Annotated in this window: 24 protein-coding genes; 11 read left to right on the forward strand and 13 right to left on the reverse strand. The window is 60.1% G+C overall.

What is annotated here, in order from left to right; genetic code table 11:
• Positions 1-35: 35 nt before the first annotated feature.
• The gene (locus tag J7E36_RS12520) at positions 36-1,418 is read right to left on the reverse strand and encodes an aspartate aminotransferase family protein (protein WP_215003293.1); all 1,383 of its coding nucleotides are present in this window, start codon (positions 1,416-1,418) and stop codon (positions 36-38) included.
• Positions 1,419-1,590: 172 nt separating this feature from the next.
• Between J7E36_RS12520 and J7E36_RS12525 the strand changes: the two genes are divergently transcribed.
• The 4 genes from J7E36_RS12525 (at position 1,591) to J7E36_RS12540 (ending at position 4,330) form a co-directional block, all read left to right on the forward strand.
• A complete protein-coding gene (locus tag J7E36_RS12525; RefSeq protein ID WP_215003295.1) occupies positions 1,591-2,196 on the forward strand; it encodes a TetR/AcrR family transcriptional regulator in 606 nt (201 codons plus the stop codon).
• Between the two features lie 100 nt (positions 2,197-2,296).
• The gene (locus J7E36_RS12530) at positions 2,297-3,619 is read left to right on the forward strand and encodes a flavin-containing monooxygenase (protein WP_215003298.1); all 1,323 of its coding nucleotides are present in this window, start codon (positions 2,297-2,299) and stop codon (positions 3,617-3,619) included.
• 52 nt (positions 3,620-3,671) lie between these two features.
• Positions 3,672-4,127: a RidA family protein gene (locus J7E36_RS12535; protein WP_215003300.1), complete on the forward strand. Its 456-nt coding sequence runs from the start codon at positions 3,672-3,674 to the stop codon at positions 4,125-4,127.
• An 8-nt stretch (positions 4,128-4,135) separates the two neighbouring features.
• A complete protein-coding gene (locus J7E36_RS12540; RefSeq protein ID WP_215003302.1) occupies positions 4,136-4,330 on the forward strand; it encodes a hypothetical protein in 195 nt (64 codons plus the stop codon).
• 85 nt (positions 4,331-4,415) lie between these two features.
• Here the strand turns inward: J7E36_RS12540 and J7E36_RS12545 are convergent, their stop codons facing one another.
• Positions 4,416-5,384 (reverse strand): AraC family transcriptional regulator, encoded by a 969-nt coding sequence (locus J7E36_RS12545; RefSeq protein ID WP_215003304.1) that lies wholly within the window; start codon positions 5,382-5,384, stop codon positions 4,416-4,418.
• 102 nt (positions 5,385-5,486) lie between these two features.
• Here J7E36_RS12545 and J7E36_RS12550 point away from each other — a divergent pair, with 102 nt between their 5' ends.
• Positions 5,487-6,737 (forward strand): MFS transporter, encoded by a 1,251-nt coding sequence (locus J7E36_RS12550; RefSeq protein WP_215003306.1) that lies wholly within the window; start codon positions 5,487-5,489, stop codon positions 6,735-6,737.
• Positions 6,738-6,839: 102 nt separating this feature from the next.
• Here J7E36_RS12550 and J7E36_RS12555 read toward each other — a convergent pair whose 3' ends face one another.
• Positions 6,840-7,082 (reverse strand): YceK/YidQ family lipoprotein, encoded by a 243-nt coding sequence (locus J7E36_RS12555; RefSeq protein ID WP_231286345.1) that lies wholly within the window; start codon positions 7,080-7,082, stop codon positions 6,840-6,842.
• 114 nt (positions 7,083-7,196) lie between these two features.
• Positions 7,197-7,829, reverse strand: a complete 633-nt coding sequence (gene yfcF, locus J7E36_RS12560; RefSeq protein WP_215003310.1) for a glutathione transferase — start codon at positions 7,827-7,829, stop codon at positions 7,197-7,199.
• A gap of 402 nt (positions 7,830-8,231) precedes the next feature.
• Here yfcF and tspO point away from each other — a divergent pair, with 402 nt between their 5' ends.
• Complete coding sequence (gene tspO, locus J7E36_RS12565) at positions 8,232-8,672, forward strand: tryptophan-rich sensory protein TspO (protein ID WP_215003312.1); 441 nt, start codon at positions 8,232-8,234, stop codon at positions 8,670-8,672.
• 72 nt (positions 8,673-8,744) lie between these two features.
• On the opposite strand, the gene J7E36_RS12570 is transcribed toward tspO, so the two are convergent.
• From J7E36_RS12570 to J7E36_RS12595, 6 genes are all read right to left on the reverse strand, one after another.
• Positions 8,745-9,668, reverse strand: coding sequence for a fumarylacetoacetate hydrolase (locus J7E36_RS12570; protein WP_215003314.1), 924 nt, complete (start codon positions 9,666-9,668; stop codon positions 8,745-8,747).
• The gene (locus J7E36_RS12575) at positions 9,665-10,939 is read right to left on the reverse strand and encodes an MFS transporter (RefSeq protein WP_215003316.1); all 1,275 of its coding nucleotides are present in this window, start codon (positions 10,937-10,939) and stop codon (positions 9,665-9,667) included. The genes J7E36_RS12570 and J7E36_RS12575 overlap by 4 nt, the downstream gene beginning before the upstream one ends.
• 123 nt (positions 10,940-11,062) lie before the next feature.
• Positions 11,063-12,112: a type III polyketide synthase gene (locus J7E36_RS12580; protein WP_215003472.1), complete on the reverse strand. Its 1,050-nt coding sequence runs from the start codon at positions 12,110-12,112 to the stop codon at positions 11,063-11,065.
• A gap of 157 nt (positions 12,113-12,269) precedes the next feature.
• Positions 12,270-12,710, reverse strand: coding sequence for a Zn-ribbon domain-containing OB-fold protein (locus J7E36_RS12585; protein ID WP_215003317.1), 441 nt, complete (start codon positions 12,708-12,710; stop codon positions 12,270-12,272).
• Between the two features lie 10 nt (positions 12,711-12,720).
• A complete protein-coding gene (locus J7E36_RS12590) occupies positions 12,721-13,917 on the reverse strand; it encodes a thiolase family protein (protein ID WP_215003319.1) in 1,197 nt (398 codons plus the stop codon).
• Positions 13,918-13,948: 31 nt separating this feature from the next.
• On the reverse strand, positions 13,949-15,031 hold the full coding sequence (locus tag J7E36_RS12595) for a hydroxymethylglutaryl-CoA synthase (protein WP_215003321.1): 1,083 nt from the start codon (positions 15,029-15,031) through the stop codon (positions 13,949-13,951).
• Positions 15,032-15,446: 415 nt separating this feature from the next.
• Between J7E36_RS12595 and J7E36_RS12600 the strand changes: the two genes are divergently transcribed.
• Positions 15,447-16,052, forward strand: a complete 606-nt coding sequence (locus J7E36_RS12600; RefSeq protein WP_215003323.1) for a TetR/AcrR family transcriptional regulator — start codon at positions 15,447-15,449, stop codon at positions 16,050-16,052.
• Between the two features lie 18 nt (positions 16,053-16,070).
• Here J7E36_RS12600 and phlG read toward each other — a convergent pair whose 3' ends face one another.
• A complete protein-coding gene (gene phlG, locus J7E36_RS12605) occupies positions 16,071-16,970 on the reverse strand; it encodes a 2,4-diacetylphloroglucinol hydrolase (protein WP_215003325.1) in 900 nt (299 codons plus the stop codon).
• A gap of 150 nt (positions 16,971-17,120) precedes the next feature.
• Here phlG and J7E36_RS12610 point away from each other — a divergent pair, with 150 nt between their 5' ends.
• Positions 17,121-17,798 (forward strand): TetR/AcrR family transcriptional regulator, encoded by a 678-nt coding sequence (locus J7E36_RS12610; protein ID WP_215003327.1) that lies wholly within the window; start codon positions 17,121-17,123, stop codon positions 17,796-17,798.
• A 105-nt stretch (positions 17,799-17,903) separates the two neighbouring features.
• On the opposite strand, the gene J7E36_RS12615 is transcribed toward J7E36_RS12610, so the two are convergent.
• Both J7E36_RS12615 and J7E36_RS12620 read right to left on the reverse strand, forming a co-directional pair.
• On the reverse strand, positions 17,904-18,902 hold the full coding sequence (locus J7E36_RS12615; RefSeq protein ID WP_215003329.1) for an NAD(P)H-quinone oxidoreductase: 999 nt from the start codon (positions 18,900-18,902) through the stop codon (positions 17,904-17,906).
• Positions 18,903-19,285: 383 nt separating this feature from the next.
• On the reverse strand, positions 19,286-20,488 hold the full coding sequence (locus J7E36_RS12620) for an ROK family transcriptional regulator (protein ID WP_215003331.1): 1,203 nt from the start codon (positions 20,486-20,488) through the stop codon (positions 19,286-19,288).
• Positions 20,489-20,686: 198 nt separating this feature from the next.
• Here J7E36_RS12620 and J7E36_RS12625 point away from each other — a divergent pair, with 198 nt between their 5' ends.
• Genes J7E36_RS12625 through J7E36_RS12635 form a run of 3 tightly spaced genes read left to right on the forward strand, consistent with a single transcriptional unit; the run spans position 20,687 to position 24,155 of the window.
• Positions 20,687-22,090: an APC family permease gene (locus J7E36_RS12625; protein ID WP_215003333.1), complete on the forward strand. Its 1,404-nt coding sequence runs from the start codon at positions 20,687-20,689 to the stop codon at positions 22,088-22,090.
• A 9-nt stretch (positions 22,091-22,099) separates the two neighbouring features.
• Positions 22,100-23,107: an ROK family protein gene (locus J7E36_RS12630; protein WP_215003335.1), complete on the forward strand. Its 1,008-nt coding sequence runs from the start codon at positions 22,100-22,102 to the stop codon at positions 23,105-23,107.
• 19 nt (positions 23,108-23,126) lie between these two features.
• Entirely contained in the window at positions 23,127-24,155 is a 1,029-nt protein-coding gene (locus J7E36_RS12635) for an SIS domain-containing protein (protein ID WP_215003337.1), read from the forward strand.
• Positions 24,156-24,176 lie beyond the last annotated feature (21 nt).

Below are 24,176 nucleotides of genomic sequence, written 5' to 3' on the forward strand. Positions count from 1 at the left end.
AACTTCTCAACCTGCGGATGAGACAGCGGTGCTGCCTACAGACGCCCGTATTCTCGCGCCGTGCGATCCACCGCGATGCGGGTCTTGTCGACCAGTTCGTCCAGTTCCGCGCGGGTCGCGACCAGTGCCGGGGCCATGATCATGCGACCCAGTGTCGAGCGGATGATCACGCCTCCCTCGAAGCCGAGCGTGCGGCAGCGCCAGGCGATGTCATTCTCGTTGGCGAAGCGTTTGCGCGTAGCCTTGTCTTCGGCGAACTGCAACGCCGCCACCAGGCCCATGCCTTGGATTTCACCCACCAGCGGGTGATGGTCGAACACCTCCCGCAGGCATTTCTGCAAGTAAGGCCCGGTGTCGGATTTCACCTGGGTCACTACGCCCTCGTCGCGCAAGGCCTTGAGGTTGGCGATTGCCACCGCGGCGGCCACCGGGTGGCCGGAGTACGTCAGGCCGTGGGCGAATACGCCGCCTTTTTCCACCAGTGCTTCGGCCATGCGCCGCGACAGGATCAACCCGCCCATGGGGATATAACCCGAGGTCAGGCCCTTGGCGATGGACAGGGTATCCGGCTCGAAGCCCAGCGCCTGATGGGCAAACCATTCGCCGGTGCGGCCAAAGCCACCGATCACTTCGTCGGCGCACAGCAGCACGTCGTACTGGCGGCAGACGCGCTGGATCTCCGGCCAGTAGGTCTGCGGTGGAATGATCATCCCGCCCGCGCCCTGGAACGGTTCGGCGACGAACGCCGCCACCTTGTCGGCGCCCAGTTCGAGAATCCTTTCCTCCAGTTGACGCGCCGCACGCAGGCCGAATTCTTCGGGGCTCAGATGACCTTCGTGAGCGAACCAGTACGGTTCGTCGATGTGGACAACATCAGGAATCGTGCCGCCCATTTCGTGCATGAATTTCATGCCGCCCAGCGCCGTCGCCGCCAGGGTCGAGCCGTGGTAACCGTTCCAGCGGCCGATCATGACCTTCTTCTCCGGCTTGCCCATCACTTGCCAGAACTTGCGTACGGTGCGGATCAGCACCTCGTTGGCCTCGGAGCCGGAGTTGGTGTAGATCGCATGGCTGTAGTGCGCGGGCAACAGGCTGAACAGCAGCTCAGACAGCTCGATCACCGCCGGGTGGGTCGTGTGGAAGAACATGTTGTAGTAAGGCAGTTGCGCCAGTTGTGCGCTGGCAGCAGCGGCCAGGTCCTTGCGTCCATAGCCAAGATTGGTGCACCACAGGCCCGACATGCCATCCAGGTAACGATTGCCGTCGTTGTCCCACAGCGACAGTCGATCCCCCCTGACCATCACCCGCGGGCCTTCTTCGTTCAGCGCCTTCTGATCGACGAAGGCGTGAATGTGATGGGCGGCATCGGACGCCTGGTAATCACGCGTGGTGCGGGTTGGATCGAGTTCGGTGGACATTGCACTTCTCCGGGGTGATGGCGCCGCGTCCGCGTTCACGGTTGGTGCCAGGTCGGGGTGGGGATGTGGAATAAGTTTTGCCAGCTAAAAATATTTTTGTAAAGAAAATATTTGTTGATGGAAATCCTTTTCCGTAACCTGCGCATCACTCAAAAAACACGCCTGGGGCGCCATGACCGGACTCAGAGAACGACAAAAAGAGCAGCGCCGACAGAGCATCGCCGAGGCGGCGCTGGCGTTGTTCAAAGCCAATGGTTTCGGCGCCACCACGTTGGAGCAGATCGCCCATCAGGCCGGGGTCTCATCGCCCACGGTGGTCAATTATTTCGGTGGCAAGCAGGAAATTCTGCTGGCCCTGTTGAAGGCGCCGGATGAACAGGCGATGGGCGAGGCGAGGGCGAATCTGGACGAACACTCCGATCCGCTCGACGCCCTCTGTGAACTCGAAGGCTTGATGACCCGTTATCAGCTGCGTGCGATGCCGGCCTCGCTGTGGCGTGAGCTGGCGCCGTTTCTGTTCACGGGGGATCTGGCCCAGGCGTTCCAACCCTGGAATGCCGCCGTCGTTGAAGAAGCCAAGGCGCTGCTGGTGCATTTCCAGAAACAAGGCAAGGTGCGCGAGTCAGTCGATATCGACGTGGCCGCGACCCTGTTCAACCAGTACGCGAACCTGGCGTTCATTCGGCTGGCGACCGAAGCGGTGCCAGATCGCGAGGCCCATGCGGCGCACATGCGCAGTGTGCTGGGGTTGATGTGTCATGGGATGCTGAGCGAGTGAGCTAGTTTTTTCCTGCTCTGCGACGACAAAAAACATAATTTCGCTCTCTCCCGATCCTGCACAGAATGCGTCCAAACCCGCCTTCGTGAAGGACACCGGTATGACAGCTGGAAACATTGAAATCGATACGCTCGTGGTTGGCGCAGGCCAGGCTGGCATTGCCATGAGCGAGCACCTGAGCAAACTGGGTATCGCTCACCTGGTCCTCGAGCGCAATCGGATTGCCGAAGCATGGCGCACCGGGCGCTGGGATTCGCTGGTCGCCAACGGGCCGGCCTGGCACGATCGTTTTCCGGGGCTCGAGTTCGACGACCTGAGCCCCGACAGCTTCGCCCCGAAAGAGCGGGTCGCCGACTATTTCGAAGCCTATGCGCGCAAATTCAAGGCGCCGATTCGCACCGGCGTCGAGGTGCGCAGGGTCGAGCGCAATGTCGGTCGTCCGGGCTTTACTGTCCAGACATCCGAGGGTGTGATCCAGGCCAATCGAGTGGTCGTGGCCACGGGGCCTTTCCAGCGTCCGGTGATCCCGGCCATCGCCCCGAAAGACGAGCGTCTCACGCAGATTCACTCCGCCCACTACCGCAATCCCCAACAGTTGCCTGAAGGCGCCATCCTGGTGATAGGCGCCGGGTCCTCCGGTACCCAGATCGCGGATGAACTGCAACGTGCCGGTCGCCAGGTCTATCTCTCGGTGGGCCAGCATGACCGGCCGCCGCGTGCGTACCGCAATCGGGATTTCTGTTGGTGGCTGGGGGTACTGGGGGAGTGGGACCAGGCGACGATGAAGCCGGGCCGCGAGCATGTCACGATCGCCGTCAGCGGCGCCCAGGGTGGGCGAACCGTGGACTTTCGCGAACTGGCCGGACGCGGCATGAAGCTGGTAGGTGTGACAAGCTCGTTCGACAAGGGCCTCGTGACGTTCCAACCGGACCTGGCCGACAATCTGGCGCGGGGCGACGAAAACTACCTGGCGGTGCTCGATGCGGCCGATGCGTACATCGAGCGCAACGGACTGCAACTGCCGCTCGAACCCGAAGCACGTCGCGTATTTCCCGATCCTGAGTGCGTCAGTAACCCGATCCTTGAGCTGGATCTGGTCGAGGCGGGCATCACCACGATCATCTGGGCCACCGGCTATGCCACCGATTACAGCTGGATGAACGTCGATGCATTCGATGCCAAGGGCAAGCCTGTCCACCAGCGCGGCGTTTGCAGCGAGTCAGGCATCTATTTCCTGGGGCTGCCATGGCAGTCGCGGCGCGGGTCTTCATTCATCTGGGGCGTTTGGCACGATGCCAAGTACGTCGCCGACCACATCGCGACCCAACGGACCTACCTCGAATATCGCGACGCAGCGCAGCGCGAGGATGAACAGTGCGCAGCGGTGATCGCGCCGATCCTGGACCGCCCCGTCGGCGCCTGACACACCGCGCTGAACACCGGCGCGGCCAACCTTCCGTTTGGAGCAAGCTCACATGGCACAACCGACCCACACCCGTATTCGCATGTTCAACACCAAAGAGACCTATCCGAACCAGTCCTTGGATAACGACCTGTGCCAGGCGGTTCGCGCGGGTAATACGATTTACGTGCGGGGCCAGATCGGCACCGACTTCGACGGCAATCTGGTCGGGCTGGGCGATCCGCGAGCCCAGGCCGAGCAGGCGATGAAGAACGTCAAGCAACTGCTCGAAGAAGCCGGCTCGGACCTGTCACACATCGTCAAGACCACCACCTACATCATCGACCCACGCTATCGCGAGCCGGTGTATCAGGAGATCGGCAAGTGGCTCAAAGGCGTATTCCCGATTTCAACGGGACTGGTGATTTCCGGCCTGGGCCAGCCTCAATGGCTGATGGAGATCGACGTGATTGCGGTGGTGCCTGACGACTGGCAGCCGATCACCAGTGATGAACGCCAGCGACGTTGACAGTGTACGTGGCACCTGCGGCAAGGAATCAACACGTCCGTAAGGCGCTGGCAAAAGCGTTGGTTGCACAGACCGCCCTTCATGTTCAGAGCGTGCGTCTTTCCACCGATACTTCTGGAGGCGATGCGTTTTACCTGCGCTGCGGCTTCGTGCGAATAGAAGATGTCCATGCCACCCACATCATGGAACTGGTCAACGCGTGATCAGACAGCTTTGGCCGAAAGCTGCCTGACGCTCACGACCGTGCAAAGCCGCTCCCTATGGTTCCTCCGCGACTCCCGCTCGGCTTCAGGAAACAGCGAACTGCCTCGACTGGCGACTTAATCCAGGCGTCTTGCCTGTAATGCGTTTGAATGCGCGACTGAAGGCCGCCTGAGAGGTATAGCCCAGGCGCTGCGCTACCTCTTCAATCGGTAGCCTTTCAAGCGTCAACCACTGGCTCGCAAGCCGCATCCGCAACTCAGTGACGTAACGCAGCGGGGCCATGCCAATCGTCGCTTGGAAACGGTCCGCGAAGACCGAGCGCGAGGTGTTGCATTGCTCCGCCAACTGCGCAACGGTCCAGTCGCGCCCCGGCTGTTGATGGAGCGCGAGTAGCGCACCCGCCAGGCGCGGATCGCGCAATGCTGCGACCAGGCCGGAGGCATTACCGCAGGCGCACTCCACCCAACCGCGAACGACCATGGCGGCCACCACGTCGGCCAAACGCGCGAGGATACCGGCGAAGCCGACACGCGCGGCACTGACCTCGCGTTCCATGGTGGTCAGGATAGGCACCAGTCCGGGGTAACGTTGGCCGCCGGCATCAATCAACATCAGGCCCGGCATCAGCCTGCCAAGGCCATGGATACTGCCCAGTTCAAACTCCATGCAGCCACTGAACAATAGGGTGGTCGGCGTGGGGCTGGCATCGGTTCCGGTATCCACCGCGCTGACCGTATCACCGAGTGGGGCGCCGTCCAGGCGGTCGATGTCCTGAACAGGCACGTCCGTATGGGAAAGCAGTTGATGGGCCGCGCCATGGGAGATGAATACGGCGTTGCCGGCGGACAGCGCATACGTAGTCCCGTCCTCCATCCGCAACACCGCATTGCCGACCGCGAGGAAGTGAAACCAGGCATGCCCAGGTTTTTCAGCGAAGCCCAGGCCGAAGGCTGGACCGGCTTGGATACGTCGGTACTCGACGCCGCGCAGACGCATGCCGCGCAACAGTTCGTTGATGAGATCCGAGGAGAGGGCAAACTGATTGGTCGGCATGATTCAGGCGTTTCAGTCAAAAAAACGAGGTTTTCGATCATAGATCATCCAGTTTCCTCCGCCTAGACTGCGGGTCGCGATTAAATTTGGGAGATCCGTGCAATGACTGACTGTGTGTGTAATGCCGTATCCGACAGCCGTCCTGGCGCCGGGCTGGATGTAGAACCTGCAACCCCTGCGTGGATGGCTGTTTTCTCGTTGGCCATGGGCGTGTTCGGATTGCTCACCGCTGAGTACCTGCCGGCCAGCCTGTTGACGCCGATGGCTACCGATTTGGCTGTGTCCGAAGCGCTGGCTGGCCAGGCGGTAACGGTAACAGCGGTGGTTGCGCTGTTCGCTGGCTTGTTGGTGCCAGGCCTGACTCGCGGTATCGACCGCCGCTGGGTGCTGCTGGGGTTTTCCCTGTTGATGATCGCATCCAATCTTCTGGTCGCCGTTTCCTCCAGCTTCGCGGTGCTGTTGGTGATGCGTATCTTGCTGGGTATTGCCCTTGGCGGGTTCTGGAGCATGGCGGCAGCGGTGGCGATGCGCTTGGTACCGGGGGCTTTGTTGCCCCGAGCGCTCTCGATCATTTTCAGCGGCATTGCCGTCGGGACGGTGGTTGCGGTCCCGCTGGGCAGCTACCTGGGCGGGCTATATGGCTGGCGCAGCGCGTTCTTTGCAGCGGCGGCGGTAGGTCTGGTGACCCTGGCTTTCCAGTCGTTCACGCTGCCGCGCCTTGCGCCGCGCACGCCGGCACGTCTGCGCACCGTACTCGAGGTTTTGCGGCGCCCGGGCATCGCCATGGGGATGTTCGGGTGTGTGCTGGTGCACAGCGGTCACTTCGCGATGTTCACCTATGTTCGGCCATTCCTCGAGGGCACCACCGGCATCGGCCCGCAAGGGTTGTCGCTGATGCTGCTGGGATTCGGTGTGGCGAACTTCGGCGGCACGCTGTTGGCCGGGTGGCTGCTTGAGCGTCATCCACTGGCCACCTTGGTGTTGATGCCTGCGCTGGTGGGCGTCGCAGCACTGGCGTTGGTTCTGTTGCCGGCCTCGGTGCCGGGGCAGGCGATGCTGCTGGCGATCTGGGGCCTGGCCTTTGGCGGTGTGCCGGTGGCGTGGTCGAACTGGGTCGCCAGCGCAATACCTGATCAGGCGGAAAGCGCGGGAGGCATGGTGGTGGCTTCTGTGCAGTCGGCCATCGCAACGGGCGCCGCCGCTGGCGGTGCGATGTTCAGTCTCGGTGGCAGCGCAGGCGTATTCGTAGCGGCGGCCGTGCTGATGCTGCTGGCCGCGCTGCTGATTGCGTTGCGTGTCCGAGTCCCTTCTGCCCATGGCGGTGCCCAGGCCAGGCCGGCGCTGCACCTTTGACCCGGCTCCCCAGCCGCCCCGATTCCTCGTGCCAGAGCATCTCGGATGAGCGATGAGGAATCGGACGCCGGGGGCCGATTTTCAAAGGTGCTCGGGATGCCGCTACTCGTCGGCACTTTTCATATGAAAAATCGTGTACGGCAGGATCAGCGTATCGGCGACAAAACTGAATGGCAGGTCAATGACTGCAAACGGAGCCAGGGCACTCATGGCTCCGGCGTCGTCGTCCGCCGCGCCTTTGATGATCTCCAGATCGACAGTCACGCCGCAGTAAGGATGGAGGCCGCACATGTGCCCGTAGCTGGAGCTTTCGTTGACAGTCGCGCACCCTGTCAGCAGCGCCATGATCATAGCCGTTAGCATGAGCCGCATGATGTACCCTCGCCCTGAAAGAGCAAGACTGTAGCACTGAAACCGGCCGCCCCCTGTCGTTACGCGGAAAGTTTTGCAGTGCGTCTTCTACAGCGCAGGACGTTGCAATTTGACCCATTCCTGTACCGTGGGTCGTTGCCATTGGCGCTCTGCGTATTCCACCAGCGCGCTGGGCACGGAGTCGCCGTTGAGTATCAGTCTGTTGAGCATCAACGCCAGGTCAACGTCGGCGATCGACCACTGGCCGAACAGGTACTCCGGACTGTTGGCCAGCAGCGATTGTGCGGCGCTGACCAGCTTGCGCGCCGCCGACTGTGCCGTTGGCGACAAGGGCGCTGATTTGACTCCATAGAACACCACCAATGTGGAACGCTCCTGCCGAATTGGCAGCAGGTCACTGCGCAACCATGCCTGCACCTGGCGTGCCTTGGCGCGTTGGAATCGATCCTGCGGATACACCGGCGTCAACGGGAAGGCCTCTTCCAGGTACTCGGTGATTGCCGACGATTCAGACAGGGCGAAATCGCCCTGGACGAGCGTGGGCACCCGTTGGGTCAGCGAAAGGCTGGCATAGTTCTGTGCCAGGTTTTCGGACGCATCGAGGTCTATCGGGCTCATCTCAAATTCGATGTCCTTTTCGCGAAGTGTCACGAAAACCGACATGGCATAGGGACTGCTGAATTGAGCGTCAACGTACAGGCGCAGGCGGGAATCGGTCACGGGGGGCATCTCCATCTGTATGAAGGGCACACGCTACGAGTTCGAGCGCGATAAATACAATCCAGATTTTTCATGGGCGTATTCCTCGCCGGAATAGCGTGCAGCCTGCATCGCTCTTACGCTTGCCAAAACTGCGACTACACTCGGTCTTGCCGGCCCAGAAGGATCGACGGTTGCCACAGGTCTTCGTTGGGTCGTTTGAAAATCGGGATCGATGGCTCTCATGGGGGCAGTCTACTCAAGACGCCCCCCCCCCGATCGCCTCGAAAGCCACGTCCCATTGAATTTATGCCCCCATGATCGAGTCATTGACTGAGAGGGGGGCGAAGCGCCTCATACCAACCATTGAAATCACCCGCCTGGCTGCTTACCTAGGTAACGGGTCTGCCCTAAGGATAGACAATGACCTTTTTCATTTTTCTCTTGGCCTGTGCTGCCGCGGCGAGTACGGGGATCATCTTCAAGCCCGGTTCATGGTACGCGTCCCTCGTGAAACCTGGCTTCACGCCCCCTGACTGGCTGTTCCCGGTGGCCTGGACCGTGATCTATCTGTCGCTGGCCTGGGCAGGCTACCGCTTGACGCTGATTCCGGGGAGCCAGGCGGTGATCGCATTATGGGCGGCGCAGATCGCGCTCAACACGCTGTGGACGCCCGTGTTTTTTGGCGCGCACCAGATGTTCGCCGGCATGGTGATCATCACGTTGCTCTGGCTTGTCGTGGCTGCCCTGGTGGTACTGTCATTGCGCCTGGACGTGATCACCGGGCTGATTCTGTTTCCGTATCTGGCATGGCTGTGCGTGGCGGCCGCGTTGAATTTTTCCATCTGGCGCAATAACCGTTAGAGACCCGATTTGCAGGGCGGCCCTAACGGTTTCAGCTCGGCCGGTGCACGCACGACCTGACCCATTCCATCCTCAGGATTTTCTGGGAGGCGACAAGGGGAGGTCAATGCACGGGCTATGCCGTGCGCGTCTTGCGGGCAAGGGAAACAGCGACACGAGCTCCTCTTCGACGATCTGATTGCTCATGGTCAGTTCCAGTTCGGGGCAGTCGATGCTGAGCCAGTCACCGTGTTGAAGCGGCACGTGGGTGGTGCGGTGGCTCAGGCTGTGGAAGACATAGTGAACGAGCCCGGGTTCGAGAAACTGCTCATGTTTCTCCAGGAATTCCTGCGAATATCGACGCAGGCTCTGCCAGCCATGCAAACTCATTCGATGGTGGCTGGCGGCCAATGGCTGGCCCTCGCGTTCCACCTGCACGTTGATGGCCAGGTCGGCCTGCATTTCCCCCAGTATCAAGGCCGGGGCTACGGCGCAGGTGCGCAAGCGGGCTTGTGCGGAAGAAATGGCGTCACGGCCGTGCAGCACATGATCGTGGATGTCATTGCCCAGGGTGAAGCCAATGAAGCGCAGCGCGCCAAAATGGTCGACCCAGTAGAGGCAGACGATGCACGGTTCGCTGCTGATGCTTTGTGAATGGTAGGGAACCTGGAGAGGCTCGCCGTCCGTCGTGAGCAGTCGTCCGTTGCCTTTGTAATACCAGGCTTGTTCTGTCTTGGCGGTGCACAGTGTGATTTCGCTGATCTGGACCGATAAGTTGTTATCAGGCTTGAGCGGTGGCCGGTATTTCACTGCAGTGGACGTGAGTGGGTAGGGGGTGGACGGCAGGCCCTTGAGATAGGTTTCCCAGTCCAGGTTTGCCTGGGCGCAATAGACAAGCGCTTCGTACAGGTTTTGCTGCGATGGGCGCACTTCCAGGCTGTGACCGGATTTGAAGTCGAACACGCCTAGGCCGCGTTGCGGCTCCGCAGCGTCCAACAACATCACGTAATGCGTCATGACTTATCCTCCAGGATCAAGTGGGTGGGTAGGGGGCTGCGGTCGTTAAGCCTGTTGAAAGTGGGGTTGGCTTCCTTGAGCCGCAAGGACAGCAACCCACCCGTCAAGCTGCCCGCCAGCGCCAGGAACAGGATGGCTGTCAGTCCCCAGGTCATCGCGATGTAGCCGGCGACCACGGGCGCGACGCCACCGCCCAGAATCTCTCCGCACCCCACCACCAGGCCTGTCGCGGTGGCCAACAGGCTGGGCGGCACCGATTCGCTGGTCAGTGGCCCGACGGTGATGCAGATCAGGCTGAAGTTGATGAATGACAAAAAGAACAATTGAAGGAACAGCAGCCAGGGCAATGGCGGGCTGACGATGAGCAGGCCCACCAACAGTGCGCTGATCATGAAGCAGACGGAAACGACGGGCTTGCGACCCAACTGGTCGGAGAGGCCGGGGATGACGAGTTGACCAAAAAAGCCACCCAGGCCGATCGCGGAAATGACCATGGCCATGGAGAAATTGCTCAGGTGCAGAATATCGGTGAGGTAGCTGGGGAGCAGGGCGCACAGAACGAATTGACACGTCAGTATGCAGAGCATCAAGGCAATGTTGAGTCGCACGTTACCGCTGCCCAGGGCCGTTCGCCACTGGCTGTCGGAGGGTTGACCAATGGGCTCCGCGTGCGCCCTCTTGGCAGGTTGATAACTCTTATAGAGATACCAGGCCACCAGCAGTCCCGGTAACGAGATGATGGCAAATACCGCGCGCCACGATCCGAAAAACTCAAGCAACATCCCTGCTAACAGCGGGCCCAGGCACAAGCCAATGATGGGAAACAACGCCTGCTGGATCCCCAGGTTGAGTCCCCGTCGGCAGGGTTGTGACACTTCATCGGTGACAATGATACTGACGGGTGTGAACGCGCCTTCACAGACGCCCATCAATGCGCGCAGGAGCACCAGGCCCACCAGACTGGTGATCAATGCAGAAGCGCCGGCCAGAAGCGACAGCAGGGTGATCGACAGTACCAGCAGTTTCTTGCTGCCCAATAGCCTGATGGCCGAGCCCATGAATAGCGCCGAGCCGCCCCACGCGAATGCCAGGATCGCCGACAACAGGCTCAGGTCCTGATAGTCCAGGGCCAGGTCATGCATGATCACCGGGAACAGCGGCATGATGATGAATCGGTCCAGTCCTACCAGCCCGAAGCTCAGTGATAAAAGAACGATCATGCGTCTTTCATATCCCCCCCAAGGTCGGGTGGCCAGATACTTTCTCTCCATGTTCCTTTCCTTCCTATCCGTGGTCCTTTGGAAGTCCTTTCGAACGAGCTGGACGCTTGCGACCACAACGGCTGTAGCCGAGGGGCACGTGTGCCCCCGGCTTGGTGCTTGTGGTTCGGCCCGTCAGGCGACCCACTTGCCCACGGCCATTTCGGCTGTGAAACCCGGTCCGAAGGCGGCCAGCATGCCTGTCGCGCCTGCATCAGGTCCGCTGTCGAACTGGCGCTTGAGCACGTCGAAGACCACCACGCTGGCGATGTTCCCGGCTTCGCTCAAGCTGTCCCGCGACTGCGCGACCCTGCCAGGATCCAGATCCAACTGCAGTACCAGCTCATCAAGGATTTTCCGCCCGCCCGTATGGAAGATGAAAAAGTCATTTTGCGCGCAGTGCTGATTGAACGTTTCGTAGTTCAACTCTTCCATCATCGGTGCCACATCTTTGATGGAGTTCATCACGGCCTTGTCCAGGGTGAAGTGGAAGCCGCTGTCCTTGACGTCGTATTTAATGTAATGCTCGCTGTTGGGCAGGAAATAAGAGCCGGTTTTGGCAATCTTGAATCCAGGCGCCTTATCATCGGCTCGCATCACACAGGCTGATACGGCATCACCGAACAGTGCAGCAGAGATGAACGCGTGCAACTTGGTGTCGTCGGGTTGATAGCAAAGTGACGAAAACTCCAGGGAAACGATGAGCACATGGTTTTCTGGCGACAGGCTGGCAAAGTCATTTGCTCGATTAATGGCCGCCGCACCTGCCACGCAGCCCAATTGGGCAATTGGCAGTTGTACGGTGGATGTCCTTAACCCAAGGTCGTTGATCAAGTGAGCCGTCAGCGAGGGCATCATGAAGCCGGTGCACGAGGTCACGGCAACCATCCGGATATCGTCGGTGGTCAGCCCCGCATTCTCGATGGCCTGGCGCGCCGCGATGGACGACATGCGACGGGCCTCGCGTTCATAGATGATGCTGCGGTGGGTGAAGCCGGTGTGCACCGCCAGTTCATCGATCGGCAGCACCAGGTGACGCTCATTGACCTGGGTGTTCTGGATCATTCGTTTTGCAAGGGCCATTCGGGGATGGTCATCGTGCAACTGTTCCAGGTGATCAATCATTTGTTGTTGAGTGATCTTGTGTTGCGGGAACAGCAAGCTGGGTTTGCAAAGAGTAGACATGACAAGTCCTCGGCTTAACGCCAATAAAGAGTTGGATAACACGTTTAAGGCAATGGCAAAGCAGGACTCTGAAAAACAGAATCAAAGCAACGGCGGGCCGGCCGTATAGATCGAATGTTGTTATGAATGGCGCGGGGTCAGGCGGACAATTCGCTTGTTATTTCACCAATACGAACTTATAGGCATATTGCCAGGCGAGGTTGCTTTCCCGGACATGTTTACGAATAACCATGCGTACGGGCGCGCCGCTGACAACCTGGCGTGGATCGACGACGTCAACGATTTCCGATGCAATCACCAAACCGTCATCCAGACGCACCATCGCCATGAAGCGCGGTACGGTTTCGCCATACCCCATGGCGGCGAGGACAGGGTTTTCAGCGTGGGCGCTGACTTGGATAGTGCCGGTGCGTGCACAGCGATACGGTTCCACGTTCATTGAGTTGCAGGCGCCGCAGACCGTACGCCGAGGAAAGAAGATCTCCTTGCAATCCTGACACCGGCTGCCTTCGAGGCGATATTTGCCGCCGTGTTCGCGCCATTCCCGCAACATGCTGGCAGTGGTCATGCGGTGGATTTGTTCTGGGTAAAGGGACATGGTCGGCTCCTTAATCGTTGGAAAGCACAATGACGCTGTTATGCGCGGCGTAACCGCCCAGGTTCTGCGAGACGCCAATACGAGCGTCCTTGACCTGGTTGTTGGATTCGCCACGAAGCTGTCGGAAGAGTTCGGTGATGTGCAGGATGCCGTCGCAACCGGAAGCGTGACCGCGTCCGATGTTGCCGCCGTCCGTGTTCAGTGGCAGTTGCCCGTCCAGGGCTATGCCGCCTTCCAATACAAAATCGCCAGCCTGGCCTAAACCGCATACGCCCATGGACTCCATCTGAATCAGGCCAGCCCCCAGCAAGTCGTAGACCTGTGCCACGTCAATGTCTTTAGCCGTGATGCCGGCCTTTTTGTAGGCGATTTCGGCACAGGCTATCGAGTTGGCGGAAACCGCCATGCCCACGTCTTTCGGCAGACCCGCATGTTTCAAGGTCGGGTTGTGATAACGCGTCCCGAAGTAGTGCGACACGCCGGTATAGGCGCAGCCTCGGACGAACACCGGCTGAGTCGTGTAATGATGGGCGAGATGCTCTGCAACCAGGATCGCGCAACCGCTGGCTTCGCCCCAGGCCAACATCGAACCACACGCCTCACTGTTCTTGAGGGTTTCCAAGGACGGAATCGGCACGCCAAAGCGGGTCGCGCTCGGGGTGTTGTGGGCGTAGATGCGCATCTGCCGACCAAACGTCGCCAGGACATCCGCTTCGCGTCCCGCATAGCCGAACTTTTCAAAGTATTCGGCCGTTGCCAGGGCGAAGGCGTCAGTGTGTGAGATCCCCAGGAAATAGTCGTACTCACATTCAGTGCTGGAGCCGATGTATTCGGCGTAGTTGAAGTGATCGGTCATCTTTTCAAAGCCGCCGCACAGGACGATGTCGTATTCACCTGAGGCAACCATCTGGTGGGCCATCTGGAACGACACCGAGCTGCTGGTGCAGTTGGCAGTGCTCATGAAAGTAGGGGCAGGGCTGATGCCCAGAGCATCGGAAATGGTGGGCCCCAGGCCGCCATATTCGGAAATGCCTTCGCCATGGTAACCATAGGCGACCGCCTGAAGCTCGCGGGGGTGCATCTTGATGGCGTTGAGTGCCTGATAGGCAGACTCGACGATCATCTCTTTAAAGGTTTGACGAACTCGGGAGCTGCCAGGCTTGGGGGTATAGGCAGCCGAAACGATAGCAACGCGTCGTGCGCACATGGAAAGTGCTCCTTGCTGGGTAGATAGAAAATCAGAGGTAGGCGGTCAGGGCATAGTCGGGCCGCAAGTATTTGAACTCGTACTTGATCGACGTCCCGTAATCTACGTAATACTTATCATCCAGCAGGGTGCGCAGCGGGACATTGGTCTTTTGATAGGCGTCGATGGCAGGGGTCACCGTCAAGGCAATCGCATCGCTGCCCGCGCCAAACCCGTAGGACACCATCAGGATTTTTTCACCGGGACGTGCTCGGTCCAGTATGTTCACCAGACCCAGCAATGGGCTCGCAGCCCCCGTATCGCCGACGCTCTGGGCATAGATGCCCGGTTCGATCTGTGCTCTCGTGAAGCCCAGGCCTTTGCCGAGGGAGAAGGGGGTCGACACCAGGTTCTGCTGGAAGACGACATAGTGGAAGTCGCTGGCCTGCAGGTTCATCTTGGCCATCAATCCTGATGCAGCACGGTGGGTCTGCTCTTCAAGGCCAATGCTGTTCTTGTCGGAACCCAGTCCCATCCCCGAGCGAATATAGCGATCACCCTGGGGACGGATGTTGTCCGCGACATCCGCCGCGCAGGAAAAACTGGCGTCGAATTGCGCAATCACATTTTCAGTCCCTAACAGCAGGGCGGCCGCTCCTGCTCCCGCGTAGGATTCCGTCAGGTCGCCGGGCGCGGTGTTGCGGTTGATCGTATCCGCGCCGATGGCCAAGGCGTTGCCGCTCAGACCGGATGCCACCAGGGCATAGGCGATCTGAAGGGCGCTGGTGCCTGATTTGCCGGCGAACTGCACGTCGGCACAGAAGGCGTCATAACCGCAGCCGAGCATTTCCAGGATGACCGAGGCCGAAGCGCGGGAGTCATAAGGGTTGGTGCACGTGCCGAGGTAAAGGGCATTCAGATCACAGGGGGGCGCTTTGTCCAGCGCCCGCTGGGCGGCCAGTACGCCCAAGGTGATGACGTCTTCGTCGGGTTGAAGGACGGCTCTTTCAGTGACTCCAAGCTGGTTCGTGACCAGGTTCAGGTCGGTGTTCTTCCAAACGTGGATCACCTCTTCCACCTTCAGACGGCACACCGGAATGCCGGCGCCATAGCTCACAATTCCTACTTTATTCACGTGTACTTCCTCCAGATTCCTTTCTCCATCGGCCAGTGGCTTTTGCCGTGGCTGATGCATGAAATATTTAGAAACTATCTAATGGTGCCCGCAAAGTTTCATTGGCAGTCCTATGCCCGTAAATCGGGGGCCTCAGCGGAAAAAACTTGTATCCCGCAGGGGACCAGTGGGTTTATTACCGCTCTATTGTTATGTATGATACGAAACGTGCCGTATCGTTAAGGTTGCGCTAAAGTTTTATGACTTTTCTTTTAATCTCCGTTTATATAGCGGTCCATATCGCTTGCGAGGTGCGCGATAAGCAGAAGTCGAGATCAAATAACAATACAAAACGAAACGATCCGTTTCATTGCTTTTCGAGAGAATCCTATACCTGCTTCTCTTTTGTCAAGCACCATATTGGAGATTTTGAATCATGGCCCGTAAACCGTCTCGGAGCTCCATCGGCTCATTGAGGAGCCCACACACGCATAAAGCGATCATCATCTCTGCTATAGAAACGCTCAAGGAGTGCGGTTATTCAGGGTTGAGTATCGAGGCTGTGGCTCGGCGTGCCGGAGCGAGCAAGCCAACCATCTATCGATGGTGGGGCAACAAGGCGGCCTTGATAGCCGAGGTCTACGAGAGCGAAAGCGAGCAGATTCGCAAAGAGCCGGATAAAGGTTCCTTCAAGGAAAACCTCAATTTCCTGCTGCTCAATCTTTGGAAGGTCTGGCGGGAAACGATCTGCGGGGAGGCATTTCGGTGTGTCATTGCTGAAGCCCAACTCGACCCCACCACGCTGCCCAAGCTTAAAGATGAATTCATGGAGCGCCGCAGGGAGCTGCCTCGCAAGCTGGTGGAAAACGCTATACAGCAAGGTGAGCTGCCCAAGGACACGTCGCGTGAATTGCTGTTGGACATGATCTTCGGGTTTTGCTGGTACAGGTTGTTGACCGAGCAGTTGGACGTGGAGGGAGACATCAACGAGTTCACCACGTTGCTGATGAACGGTGTGTTGCGTACTTCGGCGGCGGTGTAAGGCGCCGCCGGAGCCTGATCAGAGAGGGGAGGATTTTCGCGCGGCGCCACTGAACTGTGCATGAAGGCTTGGCAGGATGCTGGCCAGGTGGTTGAACTCACACAAATCATGCACAGCAAATTCATAAGCCAGCGTTTCCAGCTCGGCTTCGCCCAAACCGTTTTTTTCCAGCAGTTGCGCAGCTTGATCGGCGCCCGGAAAACGCTGCATGGCTGGGTGGCTGCCCACCCAGTAACGGCTGGTCAGGTACAAGCCTTCGGGGCATTCCTTGAACAGGTGGACCATCAGCGATACAGGCACTTGCGGCTGGTCTGCCAGGCTCATCAAAGCGCTGACACTGCCATCGATTTTTGATTCACGGTACATGTCCGGGCAGAAGCCCAGCTCGCACGGGTCTCTGAAATGAATGTGCAGATGCATGAGGCGATCGCCAACGTACTCGGATGCGCAGAAGGTGTTTCCGTAGAGGCTGTCTTCAAAGCTCAGGTTGTCATCGACCAGGCGCTCGTGATGCACGCAGGGGTTTTCAACATGCGCGTAGGGAAACCACAAGGTGTAGCGCTCAGCTTCCAACGGGTGCCACATGAACCACCACTTGAGCATCTGCGCCGTGCAGTTTGGGAAGAACTTGCGGCTTTGCACGTAGGCCATCGGGCCGGGCAGCAGGGCGTACCCTGCTTCCTCGCTGACAAAATCCGCCGCCAGCATGCTGTTGAGGTCTTCGATGCTGGGTGTCAACGTCTCAGCCAAGGGCATCGGGCCTTGTTGGATTTTCTCGACGGCACTGAGCGGTACGTTGATTTGCGAACGGAAAAATTCGGCGTACGGCTTACCCTGAATGGCTTTCTGGTTGACCAGGAACTGCTTCTGCATAGGCAATGAGAAGTAGGTGAACGGTGTCATTACGCGCGCTTCCATGACGGTGATTCCTTGATGTGGCGAGAAAGCCTGCAGACATCGGGGCAGAGCCTTCACGCGGGGTTGTAAAGGGGCAGTGACGGGATCAAAATAGGTACGCCTTAATAAAAAGTCAAATTTGAATTAGAACTCTCGAGAAGTGAGCTGCTCATGGACAATGCTTCTGGCAAGCCTTCCCCCTCCCGCGCCTCACGACTTGATGGGCGGGCAACACGGCTGCAGATTCTGGAAAAAGCCGGCGAGTTGTTCGCCGAACAGGGGTTGGCCAACACCACCAGTAAACAGATCTGCGAGCATTCGCGGGCCAACAGTGCGGCGGTGAATTATCACTTCGTCAACAAGGAAGGCTTGTACAGGGCGGTATTGCTTGAAGCCCACGCTCGGTTCTTGCAGCTGCAAACGCTGATTTCACTCAGCGAACAGCCGGGCTCGCCACAGGACAAGTTGCGTGCGCTCATCACCCTGCTCGTCGAGCGCATACACAATCATCCGGATGGTTGGGCACTGAAAGTGCTGACACGCGAGCTGCTTTCGCCTTCCCCCGAGTTCGAGGCTGTCCTCAGGGAGCAGTCCTTTCCCAAGGCGCACATACTGCGTAGCCTGCTTGGCCAAATCATGAACCTGCCGGCCGATCATCCCACTACGTTGCGCAGCGCGATCAGCGTTTTCGCACCCTGTCTGTTCTTGCTTATCGCTTATCAGCCTTTGACCCGGCATGTACTGCAAGGGCTCAGCATCGAGCCGCAGGGTCTGATCGAGCACATGGTCAGTTATGCGCTCGGTGGCCTCCAGGCCGTGGCGGCCATGGCGCATGAGGCGCCAAGCTGAGGGGGGAGTCATGATGCGTCAGAGCACTGTGATCGCGTCGCCGCTCCACTTCGAGTCGAGGCAGCTTCCAGGCTGTTGCACACGCAGCGTCGTTAACGAACCAGCTCAACCCACGCTCAAGACAATCTTACCGATATGATCACCACCCTCCATCCGCGCATGGGCCTGGGCGGCGTCGGTGTAGTCGTACACCTTGTCGATGATCGGCAGGCAACGTCCAGCGGCCAGCACTGGCCACACATGCTCGCGCAACTGTTCGGCAATCGCGGCCTTTTCATCCTGGGTGCGCGCGCGCAGCAGTGAGCCGGTGACCACCGCGCGTTTACCGAGGATGGTCAGCAAGTCGACATCATGGGCCTTGCCGCCACCGAGGAATCCCAGCATCACCAGGTGACCGTCCATGCCCAGGGCCTTGAGGTTGTTGTTCAGATACGAAGCACCCATGATGTCGAGGATCACGTTGACGCCCTTGTCGCCGGTCTTTTGCGCAATGACTTCGGCAAAATCCTGCTCGCGGTAATTGATCGGCTCGGCGCCCAGCTTGGCGATGGCGGCGCATTTGTCGGCACTGCCGGCGGTGGCGAAGGCCTGGATGCCGAATTCCTGGCAAAGCATCAAGGCGGTGGTACCGATGCCGCTGGTGCCGCCGTGGATCAAGGCGCGCTGGCCTTTGCGCGCGCCGCCGAGGCCGAACAGGTTGGCCCACACGGTGAAGAAGGTTTCCGGCACGGCCGCGGCTTGAATCCAGTCCATGCCTTCGGGGATCGGCAGCGCCTGGCTGGCGGGCACCGCGCAAAACTGCGCATAGCCGCCGCCATTGGTCAGGGCACAGACCTTTTCGCCGATGCGGTACTCACTGACGCCGTCGCCCAGCGCTACCACTTCGCCAGCCACTTCCAGCCCTGGAATCGGGTTCATGCCGGGTTTCATCGGGTACTTGCCGGCACGTTGCAGGGCATCGGGGCGATTGACCCCGGCAGCGTGCACCCGAATCAGGATCTCGCCAGGGCCAGCCACCGGTATATCGGCCCGGCGCGGTTGCAGGACATCGGGGCCACCAGGTGTGGTGATTTCGATCAGGGTCATTTCTTCAGGAAGCGTCATTTGAGAATACCTGCAACGATGAGCGTATGGGGTGGGACCGCGTCGAGCGACCGACGGTTCACCAGCAGCATACCCGGGTCCGCCTCGGAGCCAGAGTGTGTAAAAACGCTCGTCAAAATTTTAAGTGTGCGCTTCTACGTTAAATCTGAAATCTATCGGCGGGTGTGCAGATGCAGATTTTGCGTAGGCGCACGATTTTTAGCTCGATTTTTGATGACTATCGCGCTGAAAATCGTTTTTACACACTCTGGAGCCAGCGGGGCTGCCAGCGGATCGTGTCGGTCCTGAGTTCAGAAATTATCTTCCTATCGAGAGCCAGAGGGGTTGCGCGTATTCTCCGGGCGGCGGCGGTTGGTTTCCGCCGGGCCGCCATTCCACTCTCTCTACAGCGGCCCCTTCAGCAGCGCCTCATAATCAGGGCTGATCTCCGCCAGGATCATCAAGGCGGCGGCGCCGACCGCCACGGCATCGTGGCCCGCGGAGCCCAGTTGTACGCGCGGGTATTGGCGGTCCGCCCGGCTGCTGATCGAGCGACTTAGCGGTTCGAGTCGGCTGATCAGTTCGTTCAGCACGGCTTCGGGGAGGAAGCCGCTGATCAGGATGGTCTGCGGGTCGAGCAGTGACTCCAGGATGTTGATGGCCTGACGCAAGGCCGGGGCCGCTTCGTCGAGCCAGGCGTCGATGGCGGCGCGGACGTGAGGGTCCTCCATGTCTTGCGCCGACAGGCTCTGGTCCGTGTCGCGGCCCAGGTGTTCCATTAACGCGGCGATGGAAATGTAGCGCTCCAGGCAGCCGTGGTTGCCGCAGGAGCAGGCCTTGCCATTGGCGATCACGGTCATGTGCCCGATCTCGCCGGCGTTGTGCCAGTGGCCGGCGTACAGGCGATTGCCCAGGTACATGCCAGCCCCCAGGCCACTGCCGATGAACAGGTGGACGAAGTTCTGCACCTCGCTGGCGAGGCCATGAAGGCGTTCGCCCATGGCGGCGCAGGTTGCGTCGTTCTCGATCAATACCGGCATGCCGGCCAGTGGCTGCAAGCGCTGGGCGATGTCCGGCCCGTCCCAACCCGACAGTGCTGTCGGGCCCACCGAGCTGATGCCTTCGACGTTGAACGGGCCGGGCAGGGCGATACCCGCGCCAATGAAGCGTCCGCCGGGGCGTTGGCGACGGAAGTCTTCGATGACCTCCAGGATCAGCGGCAACGCCTGGTCGTAGGTCGGGTAGCGGACCGGCAGGGTCGTCTGGGCAATGGTCTCGCCGAGCAGGTCGAGCAGCACGCCGATGATGCAGTGTTGCTCAACATGAAAACCGATGGAGAAGCCGCCCTCGGGGTTGATCGACAGCGGCACCGCCGGCTGCCCGCGGGCGCCTTTTTCAGGCGTATGGGTGAGCAACATGCCTTCGCTTTGCAGCTCGCTGACGATATTGGACACCGTCTGCGCCGTGAGTGAAGTCAGGCGTGTCAGGTCGGCACGGGTCAGGCGCCCGGCCAGGCGGATGGCTTCCAGGATCACCCGACGGTTGTGCTGGCGGGAGTGTTCGGCATTGGTGCCGGTGGTGGCCGTTCGGGTGCTTGTCGTTTTCATCCGCCGATCTTCGCGGCTGGCTATTAATTAAATCAAGTTGAATTAATCTATGCGCTGTGATTTTCTAGTGCTGCCCGAGCTCATGGCCGGGGCGATGCCCGATAACAATAAGGTCCATGTGACAGACGCCAGTTGCTGGCACGCCGTTCTTCCAAGCCTGCCCCAACCGTACTGTCCATCCACAAGAGGTCGCCACTGATGAATGCCCCGATTCCCGCCGAACAAGGTCCTTCGGCTATCCGTCGCAAAATAGGTTTGTTCCCCGCGATCACGCTCAACATGAGCCAGATGTGCGGCGTCGGTCCGTTCATCACGATCCCGGCGATGATCGTCGCCATGGGAGGCCCCCAGGCGTATCTGGGCTGGATTCTCGGCGCGTTGCTGGCGCTGTGCGACGGCCTGGTATGGGCTGAACTCGGTGCGTCATTGCCGGGGGCGGGCGGTACTTACGTGTACCTGCGAGAAGCCTTCGGCAAGCGCACAGGCAAACTGTTTCCGTTTCTGTTCGTGTGGACGGCAATGCTGTTCATCCCGCTGATCATGTCCACCGGCATCATCGGGTTCGTCCAATATCTGAGCTGGTTCTGGCCGCAGATGAGCCAGACGGCAGGCAACGTCATTGGCCTGGTATTGATCTGGGCAATCGTCCTGCTGCTGTGGCGCAAGATCGAGTCGATTGCCCGGCTCAGCATCGTGCTGTGGGTGATCATGCTGGTCAGCATCGGCGCCTTGATCGTGGCCTCGCTCTCGCACTTTCACGCCGACCTGGCCTTCAGCTTTCCCGAAGGCGCGTTCAACCTGGGCGACAGCAGCTTCTGGTTCGGCATGGCGGGTGGCTTGACCATCGGCATCTATGATTACCTGGGCTACAACACCTCGGCGTACCTGGCCGGGGAAGTCGAGCAGCCTGGCCGCGTGATACCGAAATCAATCGTGCTGTCGATCCTGGGCATCCTGTGCATCTACCTGTTGATGCAAGTGGGCGTACTGGGCGTGGTGGACTGGCACCGCATGCTTGATCCGGACTCGGCCGCGTACAAGTCGGTGGCCTCGGTGGTGCTGAGCGAAACCTGGGGTGACACAGCGGCGGCGATTGTCACCGTCCTGATACTGATCACCGCGGTGGCGTCGGTGTTCGCCGGTCTGCTGGGCGGCTCCCGGGTGCCGTTCGAGGCGGCGAATGACAAGGTGTTCTTCGGTGTCTTCAGCAAGACCCACCCCAAGCACCAGTTCCCCACCTACGGCATCCTCAGCATGGGCGTGCTGACCTCGGCAGGCTTCATGATCGGTCGCTTGACCGACCTGACCACGCTGATCCAGTTGCTGACCACGGTGATGATCCTGGTGCAGTCGCTGTCGCAGATCGTGGCGTTGTTCGTGCTGCGCAAAACCAAGCCTCACCTAGCCCGACCTTACAAGATGTGGCTCTACCCGGTACCGGCGGTGGTCGCCTTGTTGGGCTGGGTCTACATCTACTTTGCATCCAACCACAACGCGCCGGGCGCCTATCCCATTCAATGGTCGCTGGTGTGGGTGATCGTGGGCGCCGTGGTCTTCCTGTTGTGGGCGCGGATGCAAAAGCTCTGGCCGTTTGAGAAGTGAGATTTGTCCATGTACCAGCCGTTTGAATCATCTGGCAGTCACATACCCCGACACGGGTTGCTGCTGGCTATCGACGTGGGGGGCACCAAGACTCACGTCGCCTGCTACGACATCGCCAGTGGGCAACTGCGCAGCGACATCGTCGCGACCCATGCCGAGGGCTTGCAGGGCGTCGCGGCGCTCGAGCGTATCCTGGATGCGGCGCGCGCCTGTGCCGAGGTTTTCCGCGGGGCGCCGTTGCTGAGCGTCGCCGCCGTATTCCCCGGTGTCATCCAGGGCAACACCTTGCTCATGGCGCCCAATACCCCGGGGCTGGATGGGCTGGACCTGCATGGGCTGATCGTTCGTGGGCTCGGATGCCCATCGGTGCTGCTGGACAATGACGTCAAGGCCGGTGCCCTGGCGGAAGCTCGCTGGGGCGCGTTGGTGGGCATCGACGACGCCATCTATCTGAACCTGGGCACCGGGTTGTCGGCGGCGGCCATTGTCAATGGACGGTTGCTGCGCGGGCACAACGGTGCGGCCATGGAAATCGGCTATCTGTCATCGCCGTTTCTCGACAGCGATGAGCAAGACAGTTGGCGTACCCACGCCGAGGGGGCCGCTCCGCTGGAAGAACTGTTTTCCGGCAATGCACTGGGTGAGCTTGCTCAGCAAATGCTCGGCGAAGGCCATCAGGCGCTGGATCTTTTTTCCAGCCACGATGCGGCGGTCCGCCGTGCACTGCACGAGCGCATCACGGCTTGCGCCGTGCAGGTTGCCAATATCGCCGTGGCTCTGGATGTTGAATGCATCGCCATTGGCGGGGGACTGTTCCGTCAGGCCAGCCTCCTGGAGCCGATCATCAAGCAGTTGATCGGCCGGATCGTACCTTTTGCGCCGCAGGTGGTGGCCGCGAGGTTTGCCCAGGATGCCCCACTCTGGGGTGCCCTGAGCATGGCCATGGACGCCGCCAACCTTGACCGGATCGACCTGCGAGCGATCGCTGCCACTGTCGAGCCTGTGGCTGTCCCTTGAGTCACGCCTGGAGAATTTGATGTCATTGATGCAGATCGAAACCTTGTCCATACCGGACATCTTGCAGCGGATGCTGGCGGATGATCACGCCATCCAGGCGCTCGTGCGGCAAATGGCCGTGGACTTGCCGGACCTGATGATCACCGTGGCGCGAGGCAGTTCGGACCATGCCGCGGCTTACTTCGGGCATGCGCTGATGAGCCAGGTGGGCGTGCCCTGTCTGTCCATCCCGTTGTCGCTGGTGAGCCTGCAGCGCGCGCCGTTACGCCTGAAAAACGCCTGGGTCGCAGCATTCTCGCAATCCGGCAAAAGCCCGGATTTGATTGACAGTGTCCAGCACCTCAAGCAGCTGGGCGCGAAGGCGGTGGCTTTCGTCAACACGCCAGCGTCGCCCTTGGCCGCTGTTTGCGACACGCAGATTCTGCTGCCCGCTGGCCTTGAACAGAGCGTGGCGGCGACGAAAAGCTTCGTCGCCATGCTGATGGCGGGCGTTCAGGTGACGGCGGGCCTGGCGGTGTCCCTGGGTCTCAATCGCGCCTTGGCGCACGCACTGCCGCAACTGCCGGCCCAGATGCAGGCCGCCGCCGAGCATGACTGGTCCAAGGCGGTCGCCTTGCTGGCAGGGGCCGACAAAATGCTGGTCATCGGCCGTGGCAGTGCGCTGTCGATCGCCCAGGAGGCCGCGCTCAAACTCAAGGAAACCTCCGGCATCCAGGCGGAAGCTTTTTCCAGCGCGGAGGTGCGCCACGGGCCGATGGAAATCATCGAGCCGGGTTACCCCGTCCTGGTGTTTGCCCCCAGCGGCCCGGAGCAGGCCGGCACGCTGGCGTTCGTCGAAGAGATGCGTCAGCGCGGGGCAAACGTACTGGTGATCGCGCCGGTGGGCACGGCGGGAGCCGATCTGGCGAGTGCCACCACCGGCCATCCGTTACTGGAGCCGTTCACCATGATCCAGGGGTTCTACCTGATGGCCGCGCAACTGGCTGAAGCCCGGGGCCGTGACCCCGATCAGCCGCGGTTCCTGAAAAAAGTCACCGAGACTCGGTAAGGCCGTAATCCGGCCGTTCAT

Origin of the sequence: Pseudomonas fluorescens, from assembly GCF_018614775.1 — a bacterium.
GTDB lineage: Bacteria > Pseudomonadota > Gammaproteobacteria > Pseudomonadales > Pseudomonadaceae > Aquipseudomonas > Aquipseudomonas fluorescens_BY.

What these genes read in the sequence shown, in the direction of transcription:
- J7E36_RS12635 (WP_215003337.1), top strand. Translation starts at nt 23,127, where the DNA reads ATGTCATTGATGCAGATCGAAACCTTGTCCATACCGGACATCTTGCAG.
- J7E36_RS12575 (WP_215003316.1), bottom strand. Translation starts at nt 10,939, where the DNA reads ATGGAGAGAAAGTATCTGGCCACCCGACCTTGGGGGGGATATGAAAGA.
- J7E36_RS12550 (WP_215003306.1), top strand. Translation starts at nt 5,487, where the DNA reads ATGACTGACTGTGTGTGTAATGCCGTATCCGACAGCCGTCCTGGCGCC.
- J7E36_RS12555 (WP_231286345.1), bottom strand. Translation starts at nt 7,082, where the DNA reads ATGGCGCTGCTGACAGGGTGCGCGACTGTCAACGAAAGCTCCAGCTAC.
- J7E36_RS12580 (WP_215003472.1), bottom strand. Translation starts at nt 12,112, where the DNA reads ATGTCTACTCTTTGCAAACCCAGCTTGCTGTTCCCGCAACACAAGATC.
- J7E36_RS12620 (WP_215003331.1), bottom strand. Translation starts at nt 20,488, where the DNA reads ATGAAAACGACAAGCACCCGAACGGCCACCACCGGCACCAATGCCGAA.
- J7E36_RS12585 (WP_215003317.1), bottom strand. Translation starts at nt 12,710, where the DNA reads ATGTCCCTTTACCCAGAACAAATCCACCGCATGACCACTGCCAGCATG.
- J7E36_RS12615 (WP_215003329.1), bottom strand. Translation starts at nt 18,902, where the DNA reads ATGACGCTTCCTGAAGAAATGACCCTGATCGAAATCACCACACCTGGT.
- phlG (WP_215003325.1), bottom strand. Translation starts at nt 16,970, where the DNA reads ATGGAAGCGCGCGTAATGACACCGTTCACCTACTTCTCATTGCCTATG.
- J7E36_RS12610 (WP_215003327.1), top strand. Translation starts at nt 17,121, where the DNA reads ATGGACAATGCTTCTGGCAAGCCTTCCCCCTCCCGCGCCTCACGACTT.
- J7E36_RS12570 (WP_215003314.1), bottom strand. Translation starts at nt 9,668, where the DNA reads ATGACGCATTACGTGATGTTGTTGGACGCTGCGGAGCCGCAACGCGGC.
- J7E36_RS12525 (WP_215003295.1), top strand. Translation starts at nt 1,591, where the DNA reads ATGACCGGACTCAGAGAACGACAAAAAGAGCAGCGCCGACAGAGCATC.
- J7E36_RS12535 (WP_215003300.1), top strand. Translation starts at nt 3,672, where the DNA reads ATGGCACAACCGACCCACACCCGTATTCGCATGTTCAACACCAAAGAG.
- J7E36_RS12590 (WP_215003319.1), bottom strand. Translation starts at nt 13,917, where the DNA reads ATGTGCGCACGACGCGTTGCTATCGTTTCGGCTGCCTATACCCCCAAG.
- J7E36_RS12630 (WP_215003335.1), top strand. Translation starts at nt 22,100, where the DNA reads ATGTACCAGCCGTTTGAATCATCTGGCAGTCACATACCCCGACACGGG.
- tspO (WP_215003312.1), top strand. Translation starts at nt 8,232, where the DNA reads ATGACCTTTTTCATTTTTCTCTTGGCCTGTGCTGCCGCGGCGAGTACG.
- J7E36_RS12600 (WP_215003323.1), top strand. Translation starts at nt 15,447, where the DNA reads ATGGCCCGTAAACCGTCTCGGAGCTCCATCGGCTCATTGAGGAGCCCA.
- J7E36_RS12530 (WP_215003298.1), top strand. Translation starts at nt 2,297, where the DNA reads ATGACAGCTGGAAACATTGAAATCGATACGCTCGTGGTTGGCGCAGGC.
- J7E36_RS12520 (WP_215003293.1), bottom strand. Translation starts at nt 1,418, where the DNA reads ATGTCCACCGAACTCGATCCAACCCGCACCACGCGTGATTACCAGGCG.
- J7E36_RS12625 (WP_215003333.1), top strand. Translation starts at nt 20,687, where the DNA reads ATGAATGCCCCGATTCCCGCCGAACAAGGTCCTTCGGCTATCCGTCGC.
- J7E36_RS12545 (WP_215003304.1), bottom strand. Translation starts at nt 5,384, where the DNA reads ATGCCGACCAATCAGTTTGCCCTCTCCTCGGATCTCATCAACGAACTG.